General features: G+C 72.5%; 10 protein-coding genes. 8 read left to right on the top strand and 2 right to left on the bottom strand.

What is annotated here, in order from left to right:
• From AB0G84_RS13255 to AB0G84_RS13290, 8 genes are all read left to right on the top strand, one after another.
• Positions 1–2565: amino acid adenylation domain-containing protein (locus AB0G84_RS13255; protein ID WP_361319277.1), on the top strand; the 2565-nt coding region annotated here is incomplete at its 5' end.
• Positions 2566–2737: 172 nt separating this feature from the next.
• The gene (locus AB0G84_RS13260; RefSeq protein WP_361319279.1) at positions 2738–3955 is read left to right on the top strand and encodes an MFS transporter; all 1218 of its coding nucleotides are present in this window, start codon (positions 2738–2740) and stop codon (positions 3953–3955) included.
• Between the two features lie 34 nt (positions 3956–3989).
• A complete protein-coding gene (locus tag AB0G84_RS13265; RefSeq protein ID WP_361319281.1) occupies positions 3990–4199 on the top strand; it encodes an MbtH family protein in 210 nt (69 codons plus the stop codon).
• 192 nt (positions 4200–4391) lie between these two features.
• Positions 4392–5177, top strand: a complete 786-nt coding sequence (locus AB0G84_RS13270; protein ID WP_361319283.1) for an AfsR/SARP family transcriptional regulator — start codon at positions 4392–4394, stop codon at positions 5175–5177.
• A gap of 219 nt (positions 5178–5396) precedes the next feature.
• Positions 5397–9449 carry an amino acid adenylation domain-containing protein gene (locus AB0G84_RS13275; RefSeq protein WP_361319285.1) on the top strand — a complete coding sequence of 1351 codons (4053 nt, stop codon included), beginning with the start codon at positions 5397–5399 and terminating at the stop codon, positions 9447–9449.
• Between the two features lie 153 nt (positions 9450–9602).
• Positions 9603–10583, top strand: a complete 981-nt coding sequence (locus AB0G84_RS13280; RefSeq protein WP_361319287.1) for a TauD/TfdA family dioxygenase — start codon at positions 9603–9605, stop codon at positions 10581–10583.
• An 85-nt stretch (positions 10584–10668) separates the two neighbouring features.
• A complete protein-coding gene (locus AB0G84_RS13285; protein ID WP_361319289.1) occupies positions 10669–11484 on the top strand; it encodes a phytanoyl-CoA dioxygenase family protein in 816 nt (271 codons plus the stop codon).
• Entirely contained in the window at positions 11481–12614 is a 1134-nt protein-coding gene (locus AB0G84_RS13290; RefSeq protein ID WP_361319291.1) for a zinc-binding dehydrogenase, read from the top strand. The genes AB0G84_RS13285 and AB0G84_RS13290 overlap by 4 nt, the downstream gene beginning before the upstream one ends.
• Before the next feature lie 116 nt (positions 12615–12730).
• Here the strand turns inward: AB0G84_RS13290 and AB0G84_RS13295 are convergent, their stop codons facing one another.
• Positions 12731–14245, bottom strand: a complete 1515-nt coding sequence (locus AB0G84_RS13295) for an MFS transporter (RefSeq protein ID WP_361319293.1) — start codon at positions 14243–14245, stop codon at positions 12731–12733.
• A gap of 153 nt (positions 14246–14398) precedes the next feature.
• Positions 14399–14968, bottom strand: a complete 570-nt coding sequence (locus tag AB0G84_RS13300; RefSeq protein ID WP_361319295.1) for a TetR/AcrR family transcriptional regulator — start codon at positions 14966–14968, stop codon at positions 14399–14401.
• Positions 14969–15222 lie beyond the last annotated feature (254 nt).

Genomic DNA, 15222 nt, shown 5'->3' on the forward strand with positions numbered 1-15222 from the left:
CTGGCTCTGCACCCGGTGCGGGACGTGGACGTCCCGTGGGACGAACGGGCGTCGGCCCGCCCGGCGTATGTGCTCTACACGTCGGGCTCCACCGGGCGGCCCAAGGGCGTGGTCGTGCCGCAAGGCGGTCTGCTCAACTTCCTCGCGGCCATGCAGCGGAAGCTCTCACTCGGCGCCGGAGACCGTCTGCTGGCGGTCACGACGTTCGGCTTCGACATCGCGGGGCTGGAGATCTTCGGCCCGCTGCTGAACGGGGCCACCGTGGTCCTGGCCGACCGGGAGGCGGTGCACGACACCGCGGCGCTGCGTGCCCTGGTCGCCGACTCCGCGATCACGGTGATGCAGGCCACGCCGAGCCTGTGGCGGCTGGCGGTGGCCGACGGCGTTCCCCTGGAGCGGGTGCGCGTACTCGTCGGGGGCGAGCCGCTGCCGGAGGACCTCGCCACGGCCCTGGTCGCCTCGGCCGCCTCGGTGACGAACCTGTACGGGCCCACCGAGACCACGATCTGGTCGACGGCTTCCGAGCTGGACGCGGTGACGGCGGCAGCGCCCACGATCGGCCGTCCGCTCGCCAACACCCGGGTCCATGTGCTCGATGCGCATCTGCGCCCGGTGCCTCCCGGCGTGCTGGGTGAGCTCTACATCGCCGGTGCGGGCGTGGTCCGGGGCTACCTGGGCCGCCCGGGCCTGACGGCCGAGCGCTTCGTCGCCGATCCGTTCTCCGGTTCCGGGGCCCGGATGTACCGCACCGGCGATGTGGTGCGGTGGTCCCGCTCCGGCGAGCTGGAGTTCCTGGGGCGCGCCGACGACCAGGTGAAGGTCAGGGGATTCCGGATCGAGCTCGGGGAGATCGAAACGGTCCTCGCACAGCATCCCAAGGTCGCCTCGGTGGCGGTGATCGCGCGCGAGGACCGGCCCGGCGACCGGCGCCTGGTGGCCTACGCGGTGCCCGCGGACGCGGAGACCCTGCGGAGCGAGGTCGACGACGACCACCGGGTCGGCGAGTGGCAGGACATCTACGACAACGTCTACGCCGAGGCCTCGTCGGCCACGTTCGGTGAGGACTTCGCGCTCTGGGTGAGCAGCTACGACAGTGCGCGGATCCCGCTGGAGCAGATGCACCAGTGGCGGGACTCGGCGGTCGAGCGGATCCGCGACCTCGCGCCCCGCCGGATCCTGGAACTCGGCGTCGGCGGTGGGCTCTTGCTCTCCCGGCTGGCCGGGGACTGCGCGTCCTACTGGGGTACGGACTTCTCCGGACCGGTGATCGAGGCGCTGCGTGCCCAGGTGGCGGGGGTCCCGGAGCTGGCCGGCAAGGTGGAGCTGCGCCACCAGCCGGCCCATGTGGTGGACGGCCTGCCGACGGGTTCCTTCGATGTCGTCGTGCTGAACTCCGTCGTCCAGTACTTCCCCGGCGCCGACTACCTGCTGGAGGTCATCCGCCAGGCGACGCGGCTGCTCGCACCGGGTGGTGCGATCGTCGTGGGCGACGTCAGGAACCTGCGGCTGCTCACCGCGTTCCACACCGATGTGCAGACCCACCGGGCGGACGACGGCGAGAGTCCCCAGGACGTGCGCCAGAGGGCCGAGCGGGCCGCGCTCATGGAGAAGGAACTGCTGGTCGAGCCGGAGTTCTTCACCGCGGCGGCCGAGGCGATTCCCGACCTCTCAGGGGTGGACATCCGCCTCAAGCGCGGCACCTTCCACAACGAGCTCACGCGCTACCGCTACGAAGCGGTGCTGTACAAGAAGCCCGCCGAAGCGCTGGTGTCGCTACGGGACGTGGAGGCCTTGGAGTGGGATGCCGACACCGACGGGCTCGACACCCTCACCGACCATCTGGCGGCCAAGCGTCCGGCCCGGCTGCGGGTACGGGGAGTGCCCAACCGGCGCCTGCCGCACCAGGCGTCGCACGGCGTGGACCCCGAGCACCTCTGCACCGTCGGTGAACGGCTCGGCTACCGGGCCGCGGTGACCTGGTCCGGCACCGAGCACGGCGCCGTCGACGTGCTGTTCGTCGATCCGGCCGCAGGGCCGGTGGGCGCCTGGACGGATCTGTACCTGCCGTCGGTTCCGGTGGGGACGCCCGGCGCACACACGAACGTGCCGGCGGTGACCGTCGAAGGCCCCGCGCTGGCGGCGGAGTTGCGGCGCCATGCGTCGGCGGCGCTGCCGGACTACATGGTGCCGGCCGCCTATGTGACCTTGGACGAGCTGCCGTTGACCCCCAACGGCAAGGTGGACCGGCGAGCGCTGCCGGCACCGGACGTCGCCCGGAAGGCGGGGGGCCGCGCGCCGAGGACGGCACCGGAGGAGGCGCTGTGCGGTCTGTTCGCGGAGGTGCTGGGCGTGCCGTCGGTCAGCATCGACGACGACTTCTTCGAGATGGGCGGGCACTCCATCCTCGTCACCCGGCTGATCGGACGGGTCCGCGCCGTCATGGGCGTCGAGTTGCGGATCCGGAGCCTCTTCGAGAGCCCGACGGTCGCAGGTCTGGCCGCACACCTCGACCGTGCGGAGAAGCCCCCCAAGCGGCGTCCGGCACTGCGCCGGATGCGCCCGTAGCGGCGGAGAGGCTCCGGGGCCGGGCCGGGCGGCCCCGGAGGTTCCCCCCGGGCCCGGGCCGTGCCCACCCGGCCCCGGAGCGCGCAGCACACAGCAGGACATCCATCGACGACGACCGTAGACAAGGTGACTCAATGAGGTTCGTAACCGGGATCGACCGGCGGCTTCCGCGGTGAGGCGGAAGGAGTTTCCCGCCGCGTACTGGTGGGTCTGGGTCGGCAGCCTGGTCAACCACGCCGGCTCGTTCGTCGTTCCGTTCTTCGCCTATTACCTCACCAGCCAGAAGCACTTCAGCCCCTTGCAGGTCGGCTTCATGGCCACGCTGTACGGGGCCGGCGGAGTGGCGTCGACGGTGGTCGCGGGCGTCGCCGCGGACCGGATCGGGCGACGGCTCACCCTGCTGATCTCCCAGGTGGGAGCCGCTGCCGCAATGCTCGGCCTGGGCTTCGCGGAGCAGACGTCGCTGATGAGTGTGCTCGCGTTCGTGCTGGGCTTCGCGTCGTACGCGGCCGGCCCGGTGTTCTCCGCGATGATCGCCGACGTGGTGCCGACCGAGGGCCGCAAGCGGGCGTACGCCATCCACTACTGGGCGGTCAACCTCGGCTTCGCCATCGCCCCGGTCCTGGCCGGTGTCATGGCCGAGCACGACTACGTGTGGCTCTTCGCCGGCGATGCGGTGACCACCCTCGCCTGTGCCGTGCTGATCGCCTGGCGCGTTCCGGAGCACCGCCCGGACACCGGGGCGGGCGAGTCGGCCGAGGAGCCGGCCGCCGATCAGGGGCTGGGCCGGGTGCTCAAGGACCGGGTCTTCCTGGGCCTGCTGTTCGTCGTGGTCGGTGTGATCACGGTCTACTCGCAGTTCCAGGTGACGCAGCCGATCGCCATGCAGGACGTCGGCCTCTCCCCCGTGATGTACGGCCTGGTCAGCGCGGTCAACGGGGCGCTCGTGGTGGTCATCCAGCTGCCGGTGACCCGGGTCATCGAGCGCCATGACGACGGGCGGCTCCTCGCGGCCGGCGCGCTGTTCCTGGGCGCCGGCATGGGGCTGTCCGTCTTCGCGCACAACGCCGCGCTGTTCGCCGTCTCCATCGCGGTCTGGACGGTCGGTGAGGCGATCGCCATGCCCACCAGCAACGCGATCGCCTCCAAGCTGGCGCCCCCGCACCTCCAGGGCCGCTATCAGGGCATGTACGGGATGGCCTATGCGCTCGCGGCGGTGATCGGCCCGCTGGGCGGAGGCTGGGCGTTCGGCCGCTACGGCGGCGTACCGGTCTGGGTGGGCTGTGTGCTGGTGGGCACCGCCTGCGCCGTCGGTGCGCTGGCGATCGGCCGGGGGGTGCGCCACCGCACCGTGGCGCACCAGGAAGAACCCGTGGTCGCTGGCACGTGATCACGTCACTCACAGGAAGAAGGGACGGAAAAAGGTGAGCAACCCTTTCGACGACGACAACGCGGAGTACCGGGTCCTGGTCAATGACGAGGGCCAACATTCGCTGTGGCCGTCGTTCGCGGAGGTTCCCGCCGGTTGGACCGTGGCGCACGGCCCCGCACCCCGGCAGGAATGTCTCGACCACGTCGAGCGGAACTGGACCGACATGCGCCCGAAGAGCCTGAGAGAGGCGATGGAAGCGTAATTCCGGGACGGCTTCGGGTCGTCCAGAAGAGGCCGTGAACGGGGCTTGCGGGGGAATGCACGCCCCGTTCGCGGTCTCCCCGCGGTGCTGCCCGTCTCCGCAGCGCCGCGCATTCCTCAGCGCCGGCTCCGCGAGCGGGCGCGCCCGCTCGGAAAACACCGATGCACAGGATCTTCATGTCGGGGGAACGTCATGCTTTTTCGAGTTCTCGGACCGCTCGCGCTAGAGACGGACGAGGGGGAACCGCACACCCCGAGGGCCTTCAAATTGCGGGCGCTGCTGGCCCTTTTGTGCCTGTACGACGGGTGGGTCGCCTCGTCGGAGCAGTTGATCGACGACCTCTGGTCGGGCGCGCCGCCGCGCACCGCGGCCACCGCCCTGCAGGTCTATGTGTCCAAGCTGCGCAAGCACCTCGACGGCGCGGGGTTCGAGGTGTCGCGGCTGGCGACCGTCCCTCCCGGCTACGCGTTGAAACTCGCCCCGCACACACTGGACCTGCACCGGTTCGACGCGCTCTGCGCGCAGGCCCGGCAGTTGCGGGCGCAGGGCTTCCTGGAGGAGGCGGCACAGGCCCTGGCCGAGGCCCTCGCACTGTGGTCCGGCCCCGCCGTCGCGGACCTCCGCGCCGTCCCCGCGCTGCGCCGCCGGGGCTGCCGGCTGGACGAGAAGTGGGCGGTCGCCTACGAGCAGCACGCCGAGACCGCACTCCTCCTGGGCCGCCACCAACCGCTCATCGGCGAGCTCTACGGGCTGATCGAGGAGCGGCCGACGTGGGAGGCCGTCCACGGCCATCTGATGGTGGCGCTGTACCGGAGCGGCCGCACGGCGGAGTCCCTCATGGTGTACCACCGCGTCCGCCGCGCCCTCGCCGACGAGCGGGGCACCGAACCCGGCCCCCTCCTCCAGCGGTTGCAGCGGGCGGTGCTGTCGCGCGACCTCGTCCTCGAGGACGCAACGAAGCCCCACCTCGCCTCATGAGCCGCCGCCGGAACCCGTACCGCGCCGCCGGGCACCGGCCGGTAAGCGGACCGTAGGCGAGATTTTAGTGCCGTGCCCTACGTTCACCTCAGGGGGCGGACCGGGTTTCCACCGGCCCGGGATGAGGTCGGATCGCTCATCTCTTGCACATCACTCCCCGCATGCCGTGCACAGTCCGGCAGGCGTTCCTCCGATCCGAACGTACGGGGGTGTGGAGAGGTGTCAGAGCCTGGCTCGGGTGACATACGTCTGCCGGCGTCGGCCGCCCAGCGTGAGATGTGGATGGCCGAGCAGGCCGCCCCTGATGCCCCGCAACAGCGGATCGGCGAGTACCTGGACATCCGGGGGCCGATCGACACCGCGGCCTTCGAGGCGGCGATGCGGCGGACGATCGCGGAGGCCTCGCCCTTCCACGCGCGCTTCATCGCGGAGGACGGCGTGCCGTGGCAGATCCTCGATCTGCCCGCCGACTGGAGCTTCCCGGTCCTCGACGTCAGCGGGGAAGCCGATCCGGCGGCTGCCGCGGAGGCCTGGATGCGGGCGGACCTGGCCCGCCCCCTGGACCTGGCGCGCGGGCCGCTGTTCTCCTACGCGCTGTTCACCCTGGGGCCGGAACGCAGCATCTGGTACCTCAGCGCCCATCACGCGATCGCCGACGGACACACCGGTGCCCTGATCGCCCAGCGGGTCGCCGACCTCTACGGGGCAGCGCTGGCCGGGCAGCCCGCACCGCCCGCCACCTTCGGTTCGGTGCGGACACTGCTGGCGGAGGAGGCGCACTATCGGGCGTCCGAGCGGTTCGCCGCGGACCGGCAGTACTGGACGACGCGCTTCGCCGACGCACCGGAGGTCGCCAGGCTGGCCGATGCGCCGGTCGGGCCGCCGGTGGGGAACCTCAGCCACTGCGGCCACCTGTCGGCCGACGCGTCCGCACGGCTCAAGTCGGCGGCCCGGACGGCACGCACCCACTGGTCCGTCCTGGTCATCGCCGCCACGGCCGCCTTCCTGCACCGGCTGTCCGGCGAGCAGGACGTCGTACTGAGCCTGCCGGTCGCTGCCCGGACCGACGCCACCGCGCGCTCCATCCCGGGCATGTACTCCAATGTGCTGCCGCTGCGGGTGACGGTCCGGCCGGAGATGCCGAGGTCCGACCTGGTGCGCCAGGTCTCCCGCGAGTTCCGTCAGATGCTCCGGCACCAGCGCTACCGGGGCGAGGACCTCCCCCGCGACCTCGGTCTGCAGGACGGCGCCGGGTACCGGACGGCCCCGCAGGTCAACATCATGTCCTTCGACTACGGCCTGTCCTTCGCCGGGCACCGCGCGAGCGCGCACAACCTGACGCAGGGCCTCGTCCCGGACCTCTCGGTCACGGTCTTCGACCGGGCGGACGGCGGGCGGATCCGCGTCGACCTCGTCGGGAACGCCGAGCTCTACCGCGCCGACGAACTGGCCGCGCACCACCGCCGTTTCCTGACGGTGCTGGGCGGCTTCCTCGACGCTCCGGACCGCCCCGTCGCGGACGCCGAACTCCTCACCCCCGGCGAGCGCTTCGTGCAACTGGTCGAGTGGAACGGCCCGGAACACAAGCGCCCCGAGGACACCCTGCCCGAGCTGTTCGCGGCTCAGGCGCGGCGCACCCCGGACGCCACGGCCGTGATCTGCGCGGAACGGTCGCTCACCTACCGGCAGTTGGACGCCGCGTCCAACCGGCTGGCCCGGCTGCTGCTCGCCCGGGGGCTGGGGCCGGAGCGGACCGCGGCGCTGGCGCTGCCCCGCTCGGCCGAGCTGGTCATCGGCGTACTGGCGGTGCTGAAGGCCGGGGCCTGCTACCTGCCCGTCGATCCCGAATACCCCGCCGACCGCCTGTCCTTCATGCTGGCCGACACCGCGCCGGTGCTGCTGCTCACCACCACCGAGACCGCCCGCGACCTCCCGGACACGGCCACCGCCCGGCTCGTGCTCGACGATCCCGACACCGTCCGGGAGCTCGACCGCCACGCGGCGGCCGAGGTGACCGACGCCGACCGGCCGTGCCGCCTGGAGCCCGACCACCCCGCGTACGTCATCTACACCTCCGGGACCACCGGCCGGCCCAAGGGCGTGGTGATGCCCGCCCGTGCCATGGTCAACCTGCTGACCTGGCACCACGAGGCCCTGCCCGCGGCTCCCGGAGCGCGGGTCGCCCAGTTCACGGCGTTGAGCTTCGACGTGTCCGTGCAGGAGATCCTCTCCGCGCTGCTCTTCGGCAAGACCCTGGTGGTGCCGGCCAACGAGATCCGGCGCGACCCGCAGCTGCTGGCCGAGTGGCTGGAGCGGCACCGGGTGAACGAGCTGTTCGCGCCCAACCTCGTCATCGAGGCGCTGTGCGAGGCCGCCAACGACCAGGGGCGCGACCTCGCGGCGCTGCGCGTGCTGGCGCAGGGCGGTGAGGCGCTGACACCGAGCCGCCAGGTCCAGGACTTCTGCCGCCGCCGTCCCGACCGCCGGCTGCACAACCACTACGGCCCCAGCGAGACCCACCTGGTGACCGCGCACACCCTGGCGCCGGACGTCGCACAGTGGCTGCCGTCCGCGCCGATCGGCCGGCCGATCCCCAACGTCCGCGCCTATGTGCTGGACCCCGGGCTGCACCTGGTCCCGCCGGGCGCGACCGGAGAGCTGTACCTGGCCGGCGCGGGGCTGGCCCGTGGCTATCTCCACCGTCCCGGCCTCACCGCCGAGCGGTTCGTGGCCGATCCCTTCGGCCTGCCGGGCGCGCGGATGTACCGCACCGGCGACCTGGTGCGCTGGTCGCCCGACGGGGAGCTGGCGTACCTGGGGCGCTCGGACGACCAGGTCAAGATCCGTGGATTCCGGGTCGAGCTCGGCGAGATCAAGGCCGTGCTCGCGGCGTATCCGGGGATCGCCCGGGCCGAGGTCGTCGCGCGGGAGGTCCGGCCCGGTGACCGGCGCCTCATCGGCTACGTCGTGCCCGACGGGGCCGAGGACGGCGGACCGGCCGCCCCCGACCCGGCGGCGGTGCGGGCCTTCGTACGGGACCGGCTGCCGGCCCATATGGTGCCCTCCGCGATCGTGGCGCTCGACGCCCTCCCCCTGACGCCGAACGGCAAGTTGGACCGGCGCGCGCTTCCCGACCCGGACACGGCGGATGCCGCGGCCCGGCGCGGTCCGCGCACGGCGCGGGAGGAGCGGCTGTGCGCGCTGTTCGCCCAGGTGCTCGGCCTGCCGTCGGTCGGTGTCGACGACAACTTCTTCGACCTCGGCGGCCACTCCCTGCTGGCCGCCGGGCTGCTCTCACGGATCCGCTCCGCCTTCGGCGTCGACCTGGGCGTGCGCGCCCTGTTCGGGTCGCCCACCGTGGCCGAACTCGCGCTGCTGCTGGATGCCGGCCCCGTCGAGCCCGCGCCGGGCATCCTGCTGCCGCTGCGCGCGCAGGGCAGCCGGGCACCGCTGTTCTGTGTCCACCCGGGGGCGGGCCTGAGCTGGCTGTACGCCGGGCTGTTGCCCCATCTCGGTCCCGACCGGCCGGTCCACGGAATCCAGGCGCGCGGTCTGGGGCGGACGGGCGGCCTCCCGGCCACGGTGGAGAGCATGGCGGCCGACTATGTGGAGCAGATCCGCACGGTGCAGCCCACCGGGCCCTACCACCTGCTCGGTTGGTCCTTCGGCGGCCTGGTGGCCCATGCCATGGCCACGCTGCTGCAGCGGGACGGCGAGCAGGTCGCCCTGCTGGGCATGCTCGACTCCTACCCCGTCGAGAGCGCCCAGCGGTGCGCGCTGCCGCAGCTCACCGACCGGGACTTCCACGCCATCCTCGTCGCCTCGGCGGGCCACGACGCCCCCGTTGCGCCCGCGGAGCCCGACGCCGGCCGCATGGCGGAGGCGCTCCAGCGGAAGATGGGCCTGCCCGCGCACCTGACGGACGGCGGGTCCGAGGCGTCGCTGCTCGACGTCTACCGCAACAACCTCGCGTTGATGCGGGAGTTCAGACCGGGCCTGTTCCACGGGGACCTGCTGTTCTTCGCGGCGGCGGTGGCCGACCCCACCGACCCGTTCGACGCCGGCCGGACCTCGGCCCAGGCTTGGCGCGGTTACGTCGACGGCGCCATCGAGTCCCACGACGTGGCCGCCACGCATCACCGGATGATGCGGCCGCAGGCGCTGGCGGAGATCGGCCCGGTCCTCGCCGACCGGCTGGCGCGGGCGGACCCGCTCGGTCAGCAGGCGGGCAGCGGAAACACGGCCCATCCGTGCGATGGCGTTCCGGGCTGACGCCGGGCGCCGCCCGGTGCTCCCCCGGCGGGCCCGCGGACACCGCTCCGCGCCCGCCGGTGCACCGGTGAAGGCGGCCCCGCAACCAGTCCCCCAACCGGCGCGGCGGTGTGCTTCCCCGCGGTCGCGCCCCGACGGCAGGAGAGATTCGGCATGACGGCATCCCCCTCCCCGGCGCACGACGCGCCGGGTGGACCCGGCGAGCTGGCGGCGATCCGGTCCCTGGTGCGGCACGGCATCGACGGCCGGGAGGACCACCACGGGCCCCGGCTGCTCCGGCGGCTGGCCGACGGCCAGCAGGGCGGCCCGTACCGGAGCTTCGAGGTCCGTCCGCACGGGCCGCTCATCGGTGCGGAGATCGCCGGGATCGACCTCCGGTCCCCGCTGACCCCCGAGGTGTTCGCGGAAGTGGACCGGGCCCTGCTGGAGTACAAGGTCCTCTTCTTCCGCGACCAGGACGTGACTCCCGAGCAGCAGCGGGCGTTCGCCTCCCGGTGGGGGGAGATCGAGGGCCACCCGTTCCTACCCGCGGGGACCTCCCAGGACGTCGTCCGGCTGGAGAAGGGCTCGGCGAACCCCGGGTTCGAGAACGTCTGGCACTACGACTTCCCGTGGATCGCGAACCCTCCGATGGGCGCGGTGCTGCGCATGGTGGAGATGCCGGAGGCCGGCGGCGGGGACACCCTGTTCTCGGACGCCGCAGCCGCCTACGACAACCTCTCCGACGCGATGAAGTCGCGGATCGAGGGGCTCCGCACGGTGAACGACTTCACTCCGTCGGCGAACTACCGGGAGCTGATGACCGAGGAGCAGCGCCGGCACTTCCAGCAGAAGTACCCGCCGGTGGAGCACCCGCTGGTACGGACGCACCCCCGGACGGGGCGGAAGACCCTCTTCCTGACGTCGATCTTCACCACGCGGATCGCGGGGATGGACCCCGACGAGAGCGAAGAGCTGCTCCGCTTCCTGTTCCGTCAGCTGCAGTACCCGGAGTACCAGGTCCGCTTCCGCTGGGCGCCGAAGTCCATGGTGTTCTGGGACAACCGCGCGGTCCAGCACTACGCGTGCTCGGACTACCACCCGCACCGCCGCGTGGTGGACCGGGCGGCCATCGCCGGGGACCGGCCCTTCTGATGTGAGCGTGCCCATCGCCGTGGTGAGCGGAGGCACCCGCGGCACCGCCCGCCCGGACCCGACGTCTGGAGAGAAGAGAACACACGTGCGTCTCAGCAAGGAACAGATCGACCACTACCAGGAGGACGGCTTCCTCCTGGTGGAGTCCGCCCTGGACGGGCGGGAGGTGCAGCGGTTGCGGGAGGCCTTCCGGCGCGACTGCGACGTCCCGGGCCCGCAGCGGGTCGTGGAGGACGGCAGCGACGAGGTGCGCGCGGTCTACGCCTCCCACCAGCGGCAGCCCGAGTTCGCGGGGCTGCTGCGCGACCCGCGCATCCTGGAGCCGGTCCGGCAGCTGCTGGTGGACGAGGTCTACGTCTACCAGTTCAAGATCAACGCGAAGCCGGCGTTCGGCGGCGAAAGGTGGTCCTGGCACCAGGACTACGTGGCGTGGCGGATCGCGGACGCCCTGCCGGCCCCCCACCAGGTCACCGTCGGCGTCTTCCTGGACGACGTCGACGAGTTCAACGGTCCGGTCATCTTCGTCCCCGGATCGCACCGTGCCGGACTCCTCCGCGAGGACCGGCGCGAGGGCACCGCCAAGTCCGACCAGCACCTCGACCCGGACGACATCGCCCTCACTCCGCGACAGCTGTCCGCCCTGGTGTCCGAGCACGGCATGGTCAGTCCCAAGGGGCCCGCCGGCTCGGTGGTGTTCTTCTCTCCGGAGATCGTGCACGGATCGGCGCTCAACATGTCCCCGTTCGACCGCCGACTGCTCCTGGTGACCTACAACGACGCGGCGAACCTGCCGAGTTGGCCCGGTGAACCGCGTCCCGAGTACGTGGTGTGCCAGGACACCACACCGCTGCGCACCCTGGGCGCACCGTTCCTCGACACCCTTGAGGGGGCTGCACTGTGAGCGAGCAGCGCGATTCCGGCAGGTCCGACGGGACGCGCGCCCGCGCGGTCGTCCTGGAGCGGTTCAACGAGCCGCTGGTCCTGCGCGAGTTCGACGTCCCCGCGGCCCCCGGGTCCGGGCTGGTCGTCGCCTGCCGCTACGGCGGCGTGTGCGGCACCGACCTGCACCTGCGCAGCGGTCACCTCGCGATCCCCGTCCCCCTGGTGCTGGGGCACGAGGGCCTCGGGGTGGTGCACGAAACCGGGCCGGGCCTGACGCACGACGCGACCGGCGCCCCGCTGCGGGCCGGCGACACGGTGATGTGGGCCTCGTCCATCGCCTGCGGCAGCTGCGTTCCGTGCCGGCAGCACAGGGAGCCGACGCTGTGCGAGAACCGACGCACCTACGGGGTCAACCGGTCGACCCTGGACGGGCCCGCCCTGTCGGGTGCCTGGGCGGACTACATCGTGCTGCAAGAGGGCACCACCGTCGTCAAGCTCGACGACCGGGTCGACCCCCTGGCCGCCATGTCCCTGGCCTGCGCCGGTCCGACCGTCGTCCATGCCCTCTACGAGCGCCGTCCGGTACGCGTCGGTGAGGTCGTGGTGGTCCAGGGCAGCGGCCCGGTGGGGCTCGCGGCGGCCGCGATGGCGCAGTTGGCCGGGGCGGCCAAGGTGATCGTGGTGGGCGGCCCGGCCGGGCGGCTGGAGCTGGCCGCCGCGGCCGGCATCGGCGACGAGCACCTCGACATCGTCGGCGCGGCGGACCCCGAGGAGGTCCTGGCCGCCGTGCGGGAGGCGACCGGGGGCGCGGGCGCGGATCTGGTCGTGGAGTGCACCGGCGTGCCCGCCGCCCTCGCACAAGGCATCAGCCTGGCGCGCCGGGGTGGCTCCTACCTCGTCATCGGGCAGTACACCGACGCCGGTGACACCTCGTTCAACCCCCACCAGATCGTCTTCCGCCAACTGGACGTGGTGGGTTCCTGGGCGTTCACCGGGTCCCATGTGGTGGAGTACGTGAAGCTGCTGCCCGCGCTGAGCGCGCGCTTCGACCTCGGCAGCCTGGTGACGGCCTACCCGCTGGCCGAGCACGCGAAGGCGCTGGCGGACGTCGCCGCCGGCTCGGTGATGAAGGCCGTACTGGCCAGCTGAGCGCCACCGCGGTGCTCCCGCGTCCCACGCGCACGCACGGCGGCCCGGTCCCCCCGTCGGGGAGACCGGGCCGCGTCGTGTCCGGCGGCGCTCCGGCCGCCGCACCCGGGCGGGCGTCAGTGGGCCGCGACCGGGACGGCGGCGTCCTCGGCGCCGGTGCCCGTCGCCTCCGGGCCGCCCGGATTGCCGCTCTGCCGCCCGGTGTTGACCAGGACGAAGGCGGTGAGGGCCGCGACCAGGAGGATCCCGACCGCCCACCAGATCGCCGTGGCATAGCCGTGCACCGCGGCCTCCTTGGCCAGCCTCGCGGGTCCGGTCGTGCGGGCTTCGCCGGCGTGGGCCGTGAGCCAGGTCGCGGTGGCACTGGCCGCGACGGTGTTCAGCAGGGCGGTTCCGATCGAGCCCCCGACCTGCTGGGAGGTGCTCACCATGGCGGAGGCGACACCCGAGTCCTGCGGCTGGACACTGCGTGTGGCCAGGCTCATCGCCGGCATGAAGGCGGTGCCCATGCCCAGGCCGAGCAGGACCTGCGCGGGCAGGATCAGGCCGGCGTAGGAGCTGTCGACCGTGATCTGCGTCAGCAGCAGGACCCCCAGCCCGGAGAGCAGGAAGCCCGGCCCCATCAGGAAACGCGGGGGCAGGCGGGTCATCAGCCGGGTGCCGATCTGGGTGGAGCCGGTGACCATGCCGACGATCATGGGCAGGAAGGCCAGGCCCGTGGTGAACGGGGAGTATCCCTTGACGGCCTGGAGGTAGTACGTGAGGAAGAGGAACAGGCCGAACATCCCGATGACCGCGAGGCCGAGGGAGAGGTAGACACCGCCGCGGTTGCGCTCGGTGACCACGCGCAGCGGCAGCAGCGGCGCCGTGGCCCGGCGCTCGACGAGGACGAATGCGGCGAGCAGCACCGCCGCGGTGAGGAACAGGCCGAGGGTGAGGCCCGCGCGCCAGCCATCGGTCTCGGCACGGGTGAACCCGTAGACCAGCGACAGCAGTCCCAGGGTGGCCAGCAGGACGCCGGGGATGTCCAGGCGCGCGGGGTTGCGGCTGCCCGCCGGCTCGCGGACCACGGCGACGGCACCGACCGCGGCCACCACCGCGAACGGGATGTTGACGTACAGCGCCCAGCGCCAGTTCAGGTACTGGGTCAGGACGCCGCCCAGGATCAGGCCCACGGCACCGCCGGCGCCCGAGATCGCCCCGTAGATCCCGAACGCCTTGGCGCGCTCGGTGGCCTCGGTGAAGGTGACGGCCAGCAGCGACAGCGCGGCCGGAGCCAGCAGCGCCCCGAACACCCCCTGTAGCGCCCGGGCGCTCAGCAGCATGCCGGTGTTGACCGCGGCGCCGGCCAGCGCGGACGCACCCGCGAAGCCGAGCAGGCCGGTGATGAACGCCCGCTTGCGCCCGGTCAGATCGGCTAACCGTCCGCCGAAGAGCAGCAGGCCGCCGAACGCCAGCGTGTAGGCGGTGATCACCCACTGGCGGTTGCCGTCGGAGATGCCCAGGTCCGCCTGGGCGGAGGGCAGGGCGATGTTCACGACGGTCGAGTCGAGGACCACCATCAGCTGGGCGATGCCGATGAAGATCAGCGCTTTCCAACGCCGCGGGTCAGGCGGCTGCATTCCGGGCATGAGGTCTCTCCGGTCGCTGGGGAAAAGGGATGTCGGGCGGCCGGGACGCTGCCGCGCCCGCGCCGTGGGACGCGGGCCGGGCGGTCCGCCGCGGCCGGGTGGTCCGCTCCGGTGTCCCGGCGCTCGGCACGGCCGGGGACGTCCCGGCCGGCGTCACCGCGCACCGTCCAGGGCGGGGAAGAGCGCGGGCAGCACCTCGGCGAACACGTCGACGGCGGCGGTGAGGGTCTCCTGTCCGCCCGGTCCCTCGCTCGCGGTGCGGGCGAGGACGCCTTCGCGGGCCGCCAGCAGGACCGAGGCCAGGCTGTGGAACGAGACCGCACCGGCGCCGGGTTCCACGGCCTGCGCCCGTTCCAGCAGTTGCGCGAGCGACGCGGCGACCGCCCGGTCGTGCTCGTGGAGCTGGGCGCTCAGCTTCGCGTTCCGTGCCGCGTCGAGACGGAACTCCAGGAAGAGCAGGATCCAGCTCCGGTCGGCCGGGTCGACCTCCAGGAACGCCCGGGCGATGCGGTGGGCGGTGCCCGGTGCGGCGTCGTCAAGCAGGCCCTCCAACTGGTCGAGCCGGTGCGCGGAGTAGCGGTCGAAAAGGGCGAGGACGAGGTCCTGTTTGCTGCCGAAGCTGGAGTAGAAGGCACCTCGGGTGTACCCGGCGGCGGCACACATGTCCTCGATGGTGGTCTGTGCGTAGCCCCGCTCGATCAGGATCCGCTCTGCGGCTTCCATGAGACGGGCTCGGGTGTGGACACGCCGTCGGGGCGGACGGCCAGGTCCCCCCGCAGTGGCCTCGGGTGCGCTCATCAGCATACGATACAGGCCGTATTGAATGCGTCCTGTATCGAGTTGCCCCTCACGACTCCCGTTCGCCACCCCGCAAGCCCTCTCCAACCCGCCCCTTCGCCCCGCACGCCTCGCGGCCCTTCCCGGCGCCGACGGAGCCCATGGGACAAAGCGGCCGGGCGCCGACAAAAGGCCTTGCG

The sequence above is a fragment of the Streptomyces sp. NPDC020742 genome, from assembly GCF_040641675.1.
Classification (GTDB): domain Bacteria; phylum Actinomycetota; class Actinomycetes; order Streptomycetales; family Streptomycetaceae; genus Streptomyces.